Source organism: Pacificispira sp. (genome assembly GCF_965228185.1).
GTDB lineage: Bacteria > Pseudomonadota > Alphaproteobacteria > UBA8366 > Aestuariispiraceae > Pacificispira.
Genome location: NZ_CBDDHE010000003.1, coordinates 429519 through 444458 on the forward strand (window position 1 = coordinate 429519; position 14940 = coordinate 444458).

Genomic DNA, 14940 nt, shown 5'->3' on the forward strand with positions numbered 1-14940 from the left:
GCGATGGAAATCGACGGCAAACCATACCGCACCATCTGGGTCGAGGAGCCGCGCAAGTCGGTCGGGGTCATCGATCAGACCAAGCTGCCGCACCGGTTCGAAACACTGACCCTGACCAGCCTGGAAGAAGCCGCCGTGGCGATCGAGGACATGATTGTGCGCGGTGCGCCATTGATCGGGGCGACGGCGGCTTATGGCTTCTGTCTGGGGCTGGAGGCCGATGCCAGCGATGCGGGCGTGCAGGCGATCTATGACCGGCTTTATCGGACGCGGCCGACGGCAGTCAATCTGCGTTGGGCGCTGGACGAGATGCGCGCGCTGCTGGACAACCGCGCGCCGGAAGAGCGCGCCGCATTGGCCTGGGAGCGGGCGGCGGAGATCTGCGATTCCGACGTCGAGATCTGCAAGGCGATCGGACGCAACGGGCTGGAGATCATCGAGAAGATCGCAGCCGACAAGCCGGCCGGGGAGGCGGTCAACGTCCTAACCCATTGCAATGCCGGCTGGCTGGCGACGGTCGATTGGGGGACGGCGACGGCGCCGATCTACATGGCCTATGAAAAGGGCATCAAGGTCCATGTCTGGGTCGACGAAACCCGCCCGCGCAATCAGGGGGCCAGTCTGACCGCCTGGGAATTGGGACGGCACGGCGTCGACCATACGCTGATCGCGGACAATGTCGGCGGGCATCTGATGCAGCACGGGCTGGTCGATCTATGCATCGTCGGGACCGACCGGACAACGGCCAGCGGCGATGTCTGCAACAAGATCGGAACCTATCTGAAAGCATTGGCGGCAAAGGACAATGGCGTGCCCTTCTATGTCGCGCTGCCGTCGACGACCATCGACTGGACCGTCCATGACGGTGTCCGCGAAATCCCCATCGAACAGCGTAAGGGTGAGGAACTGACCCGCATCGCCGGGCGATTGGAAAGCGGCGAGGTCGTGACCGTCGACATCGCCCCGGAAGGGGTGACCGCCCGTAACGACGCCTTCGACGTCACCCCGGCGCGGCTGGTGACCGGCCTGATCACCGAACGCGGCACCTGTGACGCCAGCGAGGAAGGGCTGCGCGCCTTGTTCGACTAATGCCGGCGCTTTCGCGGGATACCATTGCAGTCCGGGGCTGAGATGTGGAACCCTGAGACCGGGCGGTTCACAAGCGGAAGGATGTCATGGCAGCCGGCGGGGAATTGGGCTTTCTGGAAGATGCGGCGATCTATCTGACGGCTGCCGTCGTCGCGGTGCCGATTTTCAAGCGTTTGAAGCTGGGCTCCGTCCTCGGCTATCTGGCGGCGGGGTCGGTCATCGGTCCCTATGCGCTGGGGGCGGTCGGCGATGCGGAGAGCGTCTTCGCCTTCGCGGAGTTCGGTGTCGTCCTGCTGTTGTTTCTGATCGGATTGGAACTCAAGCCGGCGCGGCTGTGGGCGTTGCGGGCGGATATTTTTGGCCTGGGCACGGCGCAGGTCCTGGTCACGGCGGCGGCGGTTGCGGTTTTTGGGATTTTCGCCCTGGGGGCGGTCTGGCAGGCGGCGGTCCTGGTCGGCATGGCGCTGGCCCTGTCGTCGACGGCGTTCGCCCTGCAATTGATGCAGGAAAGGGGGGAGTTCACCACCCCGCACGGAACGCGCGCCTTCTCTATCCTGTTGTTGCAGGACATCATGATCGTCCCGATCCTGGCGCTGGCGCCATTGCTGACCCTGGGGGCGAGCATTGATACGGCCGGTGGCGGCTGGACCGACGCTCTGGAAAGTGTCGGCGCAGTGGTCGGCCTAATCCTGGCCGGACGGTTCCTGCTGAACCCGATCTTCCGGATCATCGCGCAGACCCATTCGCATGAGATCTTTCTGGCCGCCGCATTGTTGCTGGTGGTCGGATCGGCGCTGCTGATGCATTTGTTCGGCCTGTCCATGGCGCTGGGTGCGTTTATCGCCGGGGTGATGCTGGCGGAAAGCGAATACCGCCATCAATTGGAAGCGGATATCGAACCGTTTCGTGGATTGCTGCTCGGCCTGTTCTTCATTGCCGTCGGCATGTCGGTCAATTGGCCGGTCGTCTTGCAGGAATGGGCGTTGGTGATAGGTGGCGCGCTGCTGTTGCTGATCGCCAAGGCGGGGATCCTGTTCGGACTGTGCCGGTCCTTCGGGTCGCCTGGACCGGATGCCGGGCGGATCGCCGCGACCCTGCCGCAGGGCGGGGAGTTCGGCTTTGTCGTGATGGCGGAGGGCGTGTCGCTGGGCCTGTTGAGCGCGACGGAATCCGGCATGCTGACCGCCCTGATCACGGTTTCCATGGCACTGACGCCGCCGCTGCGGATCGCGTTCGAGCGTCTGACGCCCAAACTTTGGCCGGAACCGGTTCACAACCTCCCGCGCGTCGGCGACGGGATGGAGGAAAACAATGTCATCGTCCTAGGCTTCGGCCGGGTCGGTCAAATCGTCAGTCAGATCTTCCGTCAGAAAGGCATCGCGGTGACCGCTATCGATGCGGATCCGAAACGGATCGAGGCCGCGAAACGGTTCGGCGCCAAAGTCTATTTCGGGGACGCGACCCGGGTCGACGTTCTGGCCGCGTCCGGCATGGCGCGCGCTGATCTGGTCTTTGTGACGATCGACAACGCGGCCGCCTGTACCAAGTCGATCGACCTGATTTCCCATCACTTCCCGGCGGTCCGCATCATGGCCCGCGCACATGACCGGCTGCATGCCCTGGATCTGATGGACAGCGGGGCGGATTTCCTGATCCGGGACACGCTGGAAAGTTCGATCAAACTGGCGGAGGAAGGCTTGCGGCGTCTGGAAATCGACGCTGAGGAAATCTCGATCCTGATCGACGATTTCCGGCGGGCGGACCATGAGCGGCTGGCCCGTCAGAAGGCGGAAGGAATCTATGCCACGGCCGAGGACGGCAATACCTTCCGCCTCGACAAGTCCTGACCCGGGATCAGCGCAGAACCCGGCCGGCCACCGCGTCCAGTTTCGCCAGAATGGCCGGATCGCGCGCTTCCGGTGCGGTGATCAGGGCGTTCTGCAGCGCCGTGTCGCAGCCGCAATCGGGTGACGCTGCCCAGGTATTCAGAACCGTCGCGACGTGACGCACGAGATCGCGGCCATGATCGGCGTTTTCCAGCAGCGTCTTGATCACCATTTCGACATCGACATGATCGTGATCCGGATGCCAACAATCGTAGTCCGTCACCATGGCGACGGTCGCGTAGCGCAGTTCCGCCTCGCGCGCCAACTTGGCTTCCGGCATGTTGGTCATGCCGATAACGGCGCAGCCCCAGCTCCGGTAGAGTTCCGATTCCGCCTGGGACGAGAATTGCGGGCCTTCCATGACCAGATAGGTGCCGCCGCGCGTATGCGGGATCGACAGGGATTTCAGCCCGTCTTCGCACAGATCGCCCAGCCAGCGCGACACCGGATGCGCCAGAGAGACGTGTGCGACGCAGCCCGGACCGAAAAAACTCTTTTCGCGCGCGAAGGTGCGGTCGATGAACTGATCGACGATCACGAAATGACCGGGCGGCAATTCTTCCTTCAGAGACCCGCAGGCCGAAACCGACAGGATGTCGGTGCAGCCCAACCGCTTAAGCGCGTCGATATTTGCGCGGTAGTTGATGGAGGACGGCGTCTGCACATGGCCGCGCCCGTGCCGGGGCAGGAACCGGACCTTGGTGCCTTCCAGTGTCCCGCACAGAACCGCATCGGACGGCGCGCCCCAGGGCGTGTCGACGTTGGTCCATTCCGCGCCTTCGATTCCGTCCATGGCATACAGGCCGCTGCCGCCGATGATGCCCAGTACCCGTTCCGACATGGTGACGTCTCCCGATATGCCGGGTCAGAGACCGGCCGCGTTTTTGGCGGTACGGACGGCGTCGCGGAACATGTCTTCCGTCAGCCGCCCCGTATTCGTGTTGTAGCGCGAACAATGATAACTGTTGACCACATTGACCGACTTTCCGCCCAATGCGCCCACGTCATGTACTGCCTGGTGGGCAAACTTGACGCCCGACGGCTTCACACCCAGGACCCGCAAGGCCGCCTCATGCGCGATCCGGCCCAGGGTGAAAATCACCCGCAGGTTCGGCATGTCCGCAATCTCGTCGACCAGAAAGTCCCGACAAGCGGTCATTTCCTGGCCGATGGGCTTGTTCTGCGGCGGGACGCAGCGGACGGCATTGGCGATCCGGCACCGGGTCAGGGTCAACCCGTCATCCGGCCGCCGGTCGTAATTGCCCGACGCCAGATCTTCCTCGACCAGGATCTTATAAAGAAGGTCTCCGGCCCAATCGCCGGTGAACGGCCGTCCGGTGCGGTTCGCCCCGCCCATGCCCGGGGCCAGCCCCAGCACCAGCAACGGGGCATTGATCGGTCCGAAACTGGGCACGGGGGAATTCCACCAATCGGGATTGGCGGACCGCGCCTCGGTCCGGAAGGCGACGAGGCGCGGGCAGCGCGGGCAATCGCGCGGCGGGTCGGTGAAGGGCGATCCGGTCACTGTTCCGCCGGTCCCGGTCAACGGTTGCCGGAACGGTCCGTGCGCTCGACGATCGCCTCGACGCCGGCGTAATCGTCTTCATCCTCGTACTCATCGTCGTCTTCGTATTCCTCATCCCCCTCGAAATCGGCGGACGGGCCGCGAACGGACCGGCGCTGCTGGGCGGCGGGCGCCTGCGGACGCTGCGAATCGTGGAAGTTCCGGGCGATGGAATCGGCGAGGTCGGACAGTTCGATGAAATTGTCGGCCTGGCGGCGCAGCTCGTCGGCGATCATCGGCGGCTGGGACTTTATCGTGCTGACGACACTGACGCGCACGCCGCGACGCTGAACGGCTTCCACCAAGCTGCGGAAGTCGCCGTCGCCCGAGAACAGGACGACGTGGTCGAGATACTGGGTCATATCCAGCATGTCGATCGCCAGTTCCATGTCCATATTGCCCTTGATCCGCTGACGGCCCTGGGAGTCGGTGTAGGACTTGGCCGGCTTGGTCACCATCGTGTAGCCGTTATAGTCCAGCCAATCGACCAACGGGCGGATCGGGCTGTATTCCTGATCTTCGAACAGGGCGGTGTAGTAGAAGGCGCGCATCAATCGGCCTTCTGATTTGAAAGAGGTCAGAAGTTTCTTGTAATCAATGTCAAAGCCCAAAGCTTTGGCAGCCGAGTACAAATTGGCTCCGTCGATGAAAATGGCAAACTTCTCTTCTCTGTAAATACCGTGTTTCACGGCCAGTAGCCTCCAACTGAAATGACTTAGCGAAATTCCGATAGGCGGCGGGAGGACAACGAGAATTCGGCGTTGCACCTCACGACGCCCCGTGGCCGCAATTGGTAGCGAGGGTCCATGTGCCTTTCAAGCGATATTGTATCGTATGCCATTCTTTCCAGGCCGCGTTTCGGGGCTCTGTGGGCTTGATATCGCGGGCGAGGGGGCGTATATCGCACCTCCCGGCGCTATCTCGCGATAGCGCCTAGCGCTTTTTGTGCGTTCCGCATATGGGCAAGGCATACGCCTCTCTCTTGACGGACCGCCGACACTGGATTGCGAGGACGAAGCGATATGGCCCGCGTTACCGTAGAAGATTGCGTCGAGAAAGTTCCGAACCGGTTCGATCTGGTTATGATGGCCGCCCAGCGCAGCCGCGACATCTCGAACGGCGTCCAGATTCAGGTCGACCGTGACAATGACAAGAACCCTGTCGTCAGCCTGCGTGAGATTGCCGAGTCCAAGGTCGACACCGCGGAGCTGCAGGACGAACTGATCCGCGGCATGCAGCGCTTCATCGACACGGACGAGCCGGAAGAAGACGATGACGTCCAGGTTTATGAGCAGGCGATGATCGGCGGCAAGGAAATGCCGGCCATGCCCGATCCGGGCCCGATCCCGGCCGCTCCGGGCGACGAAGACGGCCCGCTGAACATGCCGAAGTTCGAAGACATCGACGCCGACGACTGATCCGTGCGACGGTGAAGACGAGTATTGGGAAGGCCCGGCAGCGACGCCGGGCCTTCTTGCTTTTTGACGGATGCTGTCAGAGGCCTTGTTTCTGGCCTGGGAAATGCAAATTTCCTTTTCTTCCGGCGCGGCATTCATACTGTGCCTATATTGGATGTATTCAGATCGTTGAGAGGCATATTCCCCGGCCATGATGCGCCAGTACGAACTTGTTGAGAGGGTTAAAGCTTATGAACCCGGTGCGGATGAAGATGCGCTGAACAAGGCTTACGTCTTCACCGTGAAGGCGCATGGCAATCAGAAGCGTGCCAGCGGGGACCCGTATTTTTCGCATCCGGTCGAAGTCGCGGGGCTGTTGAGCGACAAACGGCTGGACTGTGCCTCGATCATCACCGGGCTGCTGCATGACACGGTCGAGGATACCGAGGTCACCATCCCGGATATCAGCGAGACTTTCGGCGAGGAAGTCGCCGCGCTGGTCGACGGCGTGACGAAGTTGTCGCAGCTGGAACTGCAGTCGGACCGCACCAAGCAGGCGGAGAATTTCCGCAAGCTTGTCCTCGCCATGTCCCAGGACATCCGCGTGCTGATCGTGAAACTGGCCGACCGGTTGCACAACATGCGCACGCTGCATTTCATCAAGGCCCCCGACAAGCGCCGCCGCATTGCGCGCGAAACGATGGACATCTATGTGCCTCTGACGGAGCGCATCGGCATCCGCGACTGGCAGGAGGAACTGGAGGATATCGCCTTCCAGGAACTGAATCCGGATGCAAGGGCCTCCATTGTCGCGCGTTTGGAGTTCCTGGCGGAATCCGGCGGCGATGTCGTGGAGCGCGTTCGCGCGGCGCTGCAGGCGAACCTGAATGATGCCGGGCTGAGCGCTGACGTCTCCGGGCGGCAGAAACGGCCCTATTCGATCTGGCGCAAGATGCAGCGCCAGAATATCGGCTTCGAACAATTGTCCGATATCATGGCCTTCCGGGTCGTCGTTGATTCCATTGAGGATTGCTACAAGGCGCTGGGTGCGCTGCACGGCAAGTACTCGATGGTCCCGGGTCGCTTCAAGGACTATGTCTCGCTGCCCAAGCCGAACGGTTACAGGTCGATCCATACCGGTGTCATCGGTCCGGAGAACCGTCGGATCGAAATCCAGATCCGAACCCGGGCGATGCATGAAATCGCCGAGTTGGGGGTCGCGGCCCATTGGCGCTACAAGCAGACCGGCAAGCCCGACCAGGAAAGCAAAGGGTCGACGGAAGGCCGCCAATATCGGTGGCTGCGGGAACTGCTGGAGATCCTCGACAATGCGTCGGGGCCGGAAGACTTCCTGGAACACACCAAGATGGAGATGTTCTCCGATCAGGTGTTCATCTTCACGCCCAAGGGGGATTTGCACGCCCTGCCGCGCGGGTCCTGTCCGGTCGATTTCGCCTATGCCGTCCATACCGATATCGGCAACCGCTGCACGGCGGCACGGGTAAACGGACGGCTGGTGCCGCTGCGGACGGAACTGCGCAACGGCGATCAGGTCGAAATCGTGACGTCCAAGGCACAGACACCGTCGCCCGCCTGGGAAAACTTCGTCGTTACCGGCAAGGCCCGTGCCTGCATCCGCCGTTTCGTCCGCTCCGTTCAGCGCGAGCAATATGTCCGTCTCGGCAAGGAAATCTTGGATCGTGCCTTCAAGGCCGCCGGTTATGAAGCGACGGAAAAAGCGCTGAAAGGCATCGTGCAGCGGTTCGATGCCGAGAATGCCGAGGATATCCAGGCCGCTGTGGGCGAGGGGCGGATCAGCGCCCGTGACGTGCTGTACGCCGCCTATCCCGGCGCGAAGGAAAAAGAAAAGGAAAAGAAGGCGCCCCGGCCACGCGCGGCGAAGGAACAGATCGATCCGTCGTCGGGCGGCGCAATCCCGATCCGCGGTCTGATCCCGCATATGGCGATCCACTTCGCGAAATGCTGCCATCCCCTGCCGGGCGACCGGATCATCGGGATCGTCACCACCGGCAAGGGCGTTACCATCCATAATATGGACTGCCCGACCTTGGAGAATTTCTCCGACATGCCGGAACGGTGGCTGGATATCTCTTGGGATCAGGAGGCGGTGGACGGATCGGCTTTCACCGGACGCATTCGGGCGGTATTGTTGAACGAGCCGGGGGCGCTGGCGGAGGTGACGGGCGTCATCGGGCGCGACGGAGGCAATATATCGAACTTGAAATTCACCAGCAGAAGCGCGGATTTTTTTGAAATGCTGATCGACATCGAAGTCGTCGACGCCAAACAGTTGAACAATATTCTGGCCGCCCTGCGCGCGTCCAAACACGTTAATTCGGTGGAGCGCGCCTGACCGACATGCTTTTTCGCCGTCGAAAACCGCCGACCCGCCTATCGAGACTCCGAGAGTTGATTTGGCCGAAAATGAGCTTCCGCCGGGTGCTGGGCTATTACAAGAGCCGGATGGCGCGTCTGCCCGGGACGCCGCACAGCATCGCCGCCGGGTTCGCGGCCGGGGCGGCGGTTAGTTTTACGCCCTTCATGGGGTTTCATTTCTTGTTGGGCGCGCTGGTCGCCTGGGCATTGCGCGGCAATCTGATCGCCTCGGCCTTGGGGACGCTGGTCGGCAACCCTTGGACATTTCCGTTCATCTGGCTGGCGATCTATAAGGTCGGTGCCGCGATCATGCTGGATTCGGAAAGCCGCGTGCCGCTGGACGACCTGTCGCTGTCCTATTTGTGGAACCATATCGAGGACGTTCTCGTGCCGATGATGCTGGGTGGCGCGGTCCTGTCCGTGATCGTCTGGCCCTTGTTCTATTTCCCCTTGGCGCGCGGGATCGAACGGTTCCGCAAGATGCGTTTCGAACGCCGTCTCAGAAAACGGTCGACGGAAGTGGCCGTGACCGGACAGGCGATCGGCCAGGATCCGGCATGATCATCGGTACGGGCACCGATCTTTGCGAGATTTCCAGGATCGCCGCCTCATTGGAGCGGTTCGGCGACCGTTTCACCGAACGGTGTTTCACCGATCGCGAACGCGCCCGTGCCGAACGCAAGAAGGCGAAACGGGCCGACCGTTATGCCCAGATGTTCGCCGCGAAGGAGGCCTGTTCCAAGGCCCTGGGCACCGGACTTCGCTTGGGCGTTTTCTGGCGCGACATGGAGGTGGTGCCGCTGGCCAGCGGCAAGCCGCGTCTCGTACTGCATGGCGGCGCCAAGGCGCGGGCGGAATCCTTGATGCCGCCCGGGTATGCGCCGTTGATCGACGTGTCGCTGACGGACGAGGCCGGCCTGGCCCATGCCATGGTAATTCTGTCGGCGGTGGACGCCGGTCTGGTCGCCCTGGCGACCCAGTATCGCGAGTTGTAGGGCCTGTTGGCGGGACGTCGCTGGTGGCCAGGGTTGACACCCGACGGGGCGGCGGGCCATATCCCGCGCATCGCACGGACTAATCGGAACGGCCGCGCCGCATGAGCAACAAGACCTCGCAGGATTCGGAGAGCGAAATGCCGTCCGGCATTGTGCCGCGCCTGAAGAAATACCTGAAACATCCCTATGCCGCGTCCTTCCTGGATACGGCGCAGACGGTGTTCTGGGCCGCGGTGATCGCCGTGGGCTGCCGGGTTTTCGCCTATGAGCCCTTCAACATTCCGTCGGGGTCCATGCTGCCGACGTTGAAGATCGGCGATTATCTGTTCGTTTCGAAATTTTCCTATGGCTACGGGCAGTATTCCTTCCCGTTCAGCCCGGTCAGCTATTCCGGCCGCATCCTTGGCAGCCTGCCGGAACGCGGTGATGTCGCGGTGTTCCGCAACCCGTCCGATCCGGAAACCGACTTCATCAAGCGTGTGGTCGGATTGCCCGGCGATACGATTCAACTGCGCCACGGCATCCTGCATATCAATGGGGAACCGGTGACGCGCCGCCCGGTCGGTGATTATCGGTCCGAACCGTCGGAAAACATGTCGCCTTGGGTGAAGCAGTATATCGAGACGCTGCCGAACGGCTCCGAACACCCGATCCTGGAAGAGAACGGGGACACCGGGCCGATGGACAATACCGGCGAATTCGTCGTGCCGTCCGGCCATTTCTTCATGATGGGCGACAATCGCGACAATTCTTCGGACAGCCGCGTGCTTCAGAATGTCGGCTTCGTTCCGATCGAGAATTTCATCGGCGAGGCCACGATCATCTTCTTCTCGGTCGGCGATCCGGGCATCCGGTTCGAACGCTTCTTCAATGTCGTCGAGTGATCCGGACCGGGCCGCGCTGGAGGCCCGGCTGGGGCATAAATTCGCGAACCGCCGTCTTCTGGAACTGGCCCTGACCCATCGCAGCCTTTCCCAAGCCGGGAAGGGCAGTTACGAGCGCCTGGAATTCCTGGGCGACCGGGTGCTGGGACTTCTGGTCGCGGACATGCTGTTGACGCGTTTCCCGAAGGAGCCGGAAGGGCATCTGTCGCGCCGCCTGAATGCCCTGGTCCGCCAGGAGACGCTGGCCAAGGTGGCGCGCGGCCTCGAACTGGGCGGTGAGATCCGCTTCGGTACGTCCGAGGAAGCGGAGGGCGGTGACAACCCGGCGATTCTGGCGGATGTGTGCGAGGCGCTGATCGCGGCGATCTATCGTGATGCCGGGCTGGAGGCCGCCTCCAAATTCGTCACCGCACGGTGGGAGCCGTTGCTGGACGACAACCAGACGCCGCCGCGCGACGCCAAGTCGGGGCTGCAGGAATGGACGATGGCGCGCGGGCTGGGCCTGCCGCAATATGAGGAAGTGGCGCGCAGCGGTCCGGACCACGCCCCCGTCTTCACCGTCCGGGTCTCCGTCCCGGGCTATGGCGCGGAAGAGGCGGAGGGGAAGGCCAAGCGCCAGGCCGAACAGACCGCGGCCGGGAATATGCTGCGCCGATTGCAGAAAGAGCACGAGAATGAGTGACATCGAAGGCGGGCAGGACAGCCGCTGCGGCTTTGCGGCCATTATCGGCGCGCCGAATGCCGGCAAGTCCACCCTGGTCAACAAACTGGTCGGCGCCAAAGTGTCGATCGTGACACATAAGGTCCAGACGACCCGAACCCGCGTCCTGGGTATTGCGCTACATGGTGAAGCCCAGATCGCTTTCATCGATACGCCCGGTATCTTCAAGCCGCGCCGGCGGTTGGATCGCGCCATGGTCTCCGCCGCCTGGCAGGGCGCACAGGACGCCGATGCGACCGTGCTTCTGATCGATGCCCAAACCGGCGTGACGGAGGAAGTCGACGATATCCTGAAAGGGCTGCAGAACGGCGGCGGCAAGGTCATCCTGGCGTTGAACAAGATTGACCTGGTGAAACGCGAATCCCTGCTGCAGTTGGCGGACCGATTGAATGCGACGGGCCTTTTCAGCGACATCTTCATGGTGTCGGCGACGCGTGCCGACGGGACGGACGACCTGATCGGGCATCTGGCCAACCGGATGCCGAAAAGCGTCTGGCTGTTCCCGGAAGACCAATTGTCGGACATGCCGCAAATGCTGCTGGCGGCCGAGGTGACGCGCGAGAAACTGTTCCTGAACGTCCATCAGGAACTGCCCTATGCCCTGACGGTCGAAACCGAAAGCTACGATGTCCGCAAGGACGGGTCGGTGCGCATCGAACAGGTCATCTATGTCGAACGCGAAAGCCAGCGCGCCATCATCCTGGGCAAGAACGGGTCCAAGGTGAAGACGGTCGGACAGTTGGCCCGCGAAGAGTTGCAGGAGATGTTCGAGACCAAGGTGCATCTGTTCCTCTATGTGAAAGTGCGCGACCGCTGGCAGGACGATCCCGAACGCTATCGAATCTGGAATCTCGATTTTAAGGCATGACCGAAGAAACCGTCCCCGATCTCTCCCCCGTTATCATTCTGGTCGACCCGCAACTGGGCGAAAATATCGGGATGTGCGCCCGCGCGATGCTGAATTGCGGGTTGACGAAGATGCGGATCGTGCGGCCGCGCGACGGCTGGCCGAACCAGAAGGCGCGTGACGCCTCGTCGGGCGCTCTGGACGTGATCGACGGTGCGACCTTGCATGAAACGGTCGAGGATGCGGTCGCTGATTTGACCCGCGTCTACGCGACCACCGGCCGCAAACGGGAGATGGTGGAAACCGTTATGACCCCGCGTGCGGCCGCGTCGGACATACGGAAAGTGTCTTCCGTCGGCGGGGAGCGTTGCGGCGTTCTGTTCGGCGGAGAGCGGTCCGGCCTGAACAATGACGATGTCGCCAAGGCGGATGTCATTCTTCGGGTCCCGCTGAACCCCGACTTCAAGTCATTGAACCTTGCTCAGGCGGTCCTGTTGGTGGGCTATGAATGGTTCATCGCGGCCGATGAGACGCCGGACTTCGATCTGGATATCGGTGGCTCTCGGCCCGCCACCCGGCAAGAGATCGACATCTATATCGATCGGCTGGGTCGGGGCCTGGACGAAGGCGGCTTTTTCCGAGCACCGGAGATGCGCCCGACCGTCATGCGCAATATCCGACTCCTGTTTCAGCGGGCCAATTTGACGGACCAGGATATCCGCACCCTGCACGGCATTGTGGAATCCCTGCGCCGCGCCGGGCCGGAACGCGGCTGACGCTTCAAAGGCGTCTAATTTTTCCGAAGCCGCCGATCAAACCCGACACGGCCACCCGATAGGCGCGACCGCGCAAACGCCGGGCGATTGCGTCCGCCGAAACCGTTCGCCGTTCTTCGTCGGTCATGGCCGCGCTCAGCCGGTCCATTTCATGGGCCACGGCGAGGATCGGATTGCCGGGCAATCTCCGCGTCACAGCGCCGGCTACTCGGCGCAACGAATCCAGGATGCCGGGATGACGGTCCACGGCGGGGTGAGGGAAAGCATGTTCGTAGACTTGCATCGTTCTGGTCCTTGTAAATGACTTGCGTTATGCAAGTGATTAATTGGATATTTGCCTTGCAAAATGCAAGTGGAAAAATCATCTTTCGATCATGGCAACGACATCGACATCGGGAACCGGCTGTCCGGTCTATCTGGGCGCCAATGTGTTCGGGGACCGTTGGACCCTTCTGATCCTGCGGGACATGATGCTGCATGGGCGCAAGACCTATGGCGAATTTCTGGAGGCGGGGGAGGGGATTTCGACCAATATCCTGGCCAGCCGCTTGCGGTCGCTGGAGGAGGAAGGCGTCGTCTGGCGTCGGCAGGACCCCCAGAACCGGCGCAGCTTTCATTACGGACTGACCGAGAAGGGCATGGATCTGATTCCCCTGCTTCTTGAGATCATCCGGTGGACCGGGCGGCATTTCAGTATGAATCAGGCGCGAACCGATTTGGTACGCCGCATCGAAACGGACCGGGACGGTCTGGTGGCCGAGATCCGCGACAGGGCGCTTTCCATCACCGCCGGGTGATCCTAGGCTCCGACCCAGGAACCATCGGACATTCGGGGGACAGGCTATGGCAAAACACGGCTATGACGGCGGGCGGCTGAACCTTCCTTTCGTCGGGCATTGCACCTTTGGAAAGCAACCGGCCTGCCTGGATTGGGACAACATCGACGCCGATATCGCGGTGATGGGCGCGCCCTTCGACATGGGGACGCAATACCGTGCCGGCGCGCGGTTCGGGCCGCGGTCGATCCGGGAAGCGTCGACCCTGTTCTCCTTCGGCCATGACGGGGCCTATGACTTCGAAGACGATGTCACTTATCTGCCGGTCGATCAGGTACGTCTGGTCGATATCGGCGATGCGGACATGATCCACACGGATACGATCCGCAGCCATGACAACATCGAATACGGCGTACGGAAGATTCTGAAAGCGGGGGCGCTGCCGGTCGTGCTCGGCGGCGACCATTCGGTTCACATTCCCTGTATTCGCGCCTTCGACGACCAGGACCCCGTTCACATCGTCCATATCGACGCCCATCTGGATTTCGTCGACGAACGCCACGGCGTCCGCTACGGCCACGGCAACCCGCTGCGCCGCGCGTCGGAGATGAGCCATGTGACTGGCTTCTCGCAACTCGGCATCCGCAATGTCTCGTCCTCCAACCGGCAGGACTACGAGGCCGCCCGCAAGGCCGGTTCGACCATCCTGTCGGTCCGACATTGCCGCGAGCTGGGACGCGACGGGGTGCTGGCCAAAATCCCCGACGGCGTGCGCTACTATCTGACCATCGATATCGACGGGTTCGATCCGTCCATTGCGCCGGGCACCGGCACCCCCAGCCATGGCGGGTTCCTGTACTATGAGGTGCTGGAAATCATGCAGGGGCTGACGGCCAAGGGCGAGATCGTCGGCATCGACCTGGTGGAAGTCGCGCCGGATTACGATCACTCGGGCTCTACCGCTTTCCTGGCCGCGCAGCTTTTGATGAACATCCTGGGTTTCATCTTCCACGCCAAGGGCCGGTCGGCCTGATAGCGCGTCGCCGGCTGTCGGGACAGGGTCAGGCCCGTGCCGCCGGCTCTGGATTCCCGCCTTCGCGGGAATGACGGGCATGGAGGCGAAGAGGACGCAGGCTGGGATAGCTTGCTTCGCACGAGCCGCTCGGCCGTGCTGGCCGTCCCCACGACGGCTCACTTTCGTCATCCCCGCGAAGTCGGGGATCCAGGGGATGGGGCAGGACCGTGCCGGAGGCCCTGGATTCCGGCTTTCGCCGGAATGACGGGTTATGGAGGCGAAGAGGAAGCCGGCGGGGATAGCTCACTTCGCACATGTCACTCGGCCTTACTGGCCGTTCCCGCGACGGCTCACTTTCGTCATCCCCGCGAAGGCGGGGATCCAGGGGAGGGGGCAGGACCGTGCCGGAGGCCCTGGATTCCGACTTTCGCCGGAACGACGGGTTATGGAGGCGAAGAGGAAGCAGGCGAGGCTAGCTTACTTCGCACGCGCCGCCCGGCCGTACTGGCCGTTCCCGCGGCGGTTCACATTCGTCACCCCGGCGAAAGCCGGGGTCCAGGGGCAATGACCCTGCCGGAGGCCCTGGATTCCGG

At 62.4% G+C, this 14940-nt stretch carries 16 protein-coding genes; 12 read left to right on the forward strand and 4 right to left on the reverse strand.

Translation table 11 applies throughout. The annotated features are described in order from the left end of the window. The first annotated feature begins 3 nt into the window (after positions 1-3). Both mtnA and ACO06O_RS05640 read left to right on the forward strand, forming a co-directional pair. Positions 4-1089: an S-methyl-5-thioribose-1-phosphate isomerase gene (mtnA, locus tag ACO06O_RS05635; protein ID WP_421877173.1), complete on the forward strand. Its 1086-nt coding sequence runs from the start codon at positions 4-6 to the stop codon at positions 1087-1089. An 86-nt stretch (positions 1090-1175) separates the two neighbouring features. Then, positions 1176-2936, forward strand: a complete 1761-nt coding sequence (locus ACO06O_RS05640) for a monovalent cation:proton antiporter-2 (CPA2) family protein (protein ID WP_421877175.1) — start codon at positions 1176-1178, stop codon at positions 2934-2936. Positions 2937-2943: 7 nt separating this feature from the next. On the opposite strand, the gene ACO06O_RS05645 is transcribed toward ACO06O_RS05640, so the two are convergent. From ACO06O_RS05645 to ACO06O_RS05655, 3 genes are read right to left on the reverse strand one after another with little or no spacing between them, the layout of a single operon-like run. Next, positions 2944-3816, reverse strand: coding sequence for an S-methyl-5'-thioadenosine phosphorylase (locus ACO06O_RS05645; protein WP_421877177.1), 873 nt, complete (start codon positions 3814-3816; stop codon positions 2944-2946). Positions 3817-3840: 24 nt separating this feature from the next. After that, on the reverse strand, positions 3841-4500 hold the full coding sequence (locus ACO06O_RS05650; RefSeq protein ID WP_421877179.1) for a uracil-DNA glycosylase: 660 nt from the start codon (positions 4498-4500) through the stop codon (positions 3841-3843). Between the two features lie 17 nt (positions 4501-4517). Then, the gene (locus ACO06O_RS05655; protein ID WP_421878137.1) at positions 4518-5216 is read right to left on the reverse strand and encodes an NYN domain-containing protein; all 699 of its coding nucleotides are present in this window, start codon (positions 5214-5216) and stop codon (positions 4518-4520) included. Between the two features lie 345 nt (positions 5217-5561). On the opposite strand from ACO06O_RS05655, the gene rpoZ reads away from it, so the two are divergent. The 8 genes from rpoZ (at position 5562) to ACO06O_RS05695 (ending at position 12556) form a co-directional block, all read left to right on the forward strand. Beyond that, positions 5562-5957: a DNA-directed RNA polymerase subunit omega gene (gene rpoZ, locus ACO06O_RS05660; protein WP_421877181.1), complete on the forward strand. Its 396-nt coding sequence runs from the start codon at positions 5562-5564 to the stop codon at positions 5955-5957. 190 nt (positions 5958-6147) lie between these two features. Beyond that, entirely contained in the window at positions 6148-8310 is a 2163-nt protein-coding gene (locus ACO06O_RS05665; protein WP_421877183.1) for a RelA/SpoT family protein, read from the forward strand. Positions 8311-8381: 71 nt separating this feature from the next. Next, on the forward strand, positions 8382-8894 hold the full coding sequence (locus tag ACO06O_RS05670; RefSeq protein WP_421877185.1) for a DUF2062 domain-containing protein: 513 nt from the start codon (positions 8382-8384) through the stop codon (positions 8892-8894). Continuing rightward, positions 8891-9328 (forward strand): holo-ACP synthase, encoded by a 438-nt coding sequence (acpS, locus tag ACO06O_RS05675; RefSeq protein WP_421877188.1) that lies wholly within the window; start codon positions 8891-8893, stop codon positions 9326-9328. Before ACO06O_RS05670 ends, acpS begins: the two co-directional genes overlap by 4 nt. 101 nt (positions 9329-9429) lie before the next feature. After that, positions 9430-10212: a signal peptidase I gene (lepB, locus tag ACO06O_RS05680; RefSeq protein WP_420417369.1), complete on the forward strand. Its 783-nt coding sequence runs from the start codon at positions 9430-9432 to the stop codon at positions 10210-10212. After that, a complete protein-coding gene (rnc, locus tag ACO06O_RS05685) occupies positions 10199-10894 on the forward strand; it encodes a ribonuclease III (RefSeq protein ID WP_421877190.1) in 696 nt (231 codons plus the stop codon). The genes lepB and rnc overlap by 14 nt, the downstream gene beginning before the upstream one ends. Further along, positions 10887-11801, forward strand: a complete 915-nt coding sequence (gene era / locus ACO06O_RS05690; RefSeq protein ID WP_421877192.1) for a GTPase Era — start codon at positions 10887-10889, stop codon at positions 11799-11801. Before rnc ends, era begins: the two co-directional genes overlap by 8 nt. After that, positions 11798-12556, forward strand: coding sequence for an RNA methyltransferase (locus ACO06O_RS05695; protein WP_421877194.1), 759 nt, complete (start codon positions 11798-11800; stop codon positions 12554-12556). The genes era and ACO06O_RS05695 overlap by 4 nt, the downstream gene beginning before the upstream one ends. 4 nt (positions 12557-12560) lie before the next feature. Here ACO06O_RS05695 and ACO06O_RS05700 read toward each other — a convergent pair whose 3' ends face one another. Continuing rightward, positions 12561-12839, reverse strand: coding sequence for a hypothetical protein (locus ACO06O_RS05700; RefSeq protein ID WP_421877196.1), 279 nt, complete (start codon positions 12837-12839; stop codon positions 12561-12563). A gap of 91 nt (positions 12840-12930) precedes the next feature. On the opposite strand from ACO06O_RS05700, the gene ACO06O_RS05705 reads away from it, so the two are divergent. Together ACO06O_RS05705 and speB are read left to right on the forward strand one after the other, a co-directional pair. Continuing rightward, on the forward strand, positions 12931-13353 hold the full coding sequence (locus ACO06O_RS05705) for a winged helix-turn-helix transcriptional regulator (protein WP_421877198.1): 423 nt from the start codon (positions 12931-12933) through the stop codon (positions 13351-13353). 46 nt (positions 13354-13399) lie between these two features. Continuing rightward, positions 13400-14365: an agmatinase gene (speB, locus tag ACO06O_RS05710; protein ID WP_421877200.1), complete on the forward strand. Its 966-nt coding sequence runs from the start codon at positions 13400-13402 to the stop codon at positions 14363-14365. Positions 14366-14940 lie beyond the last annotated feature (575 nt).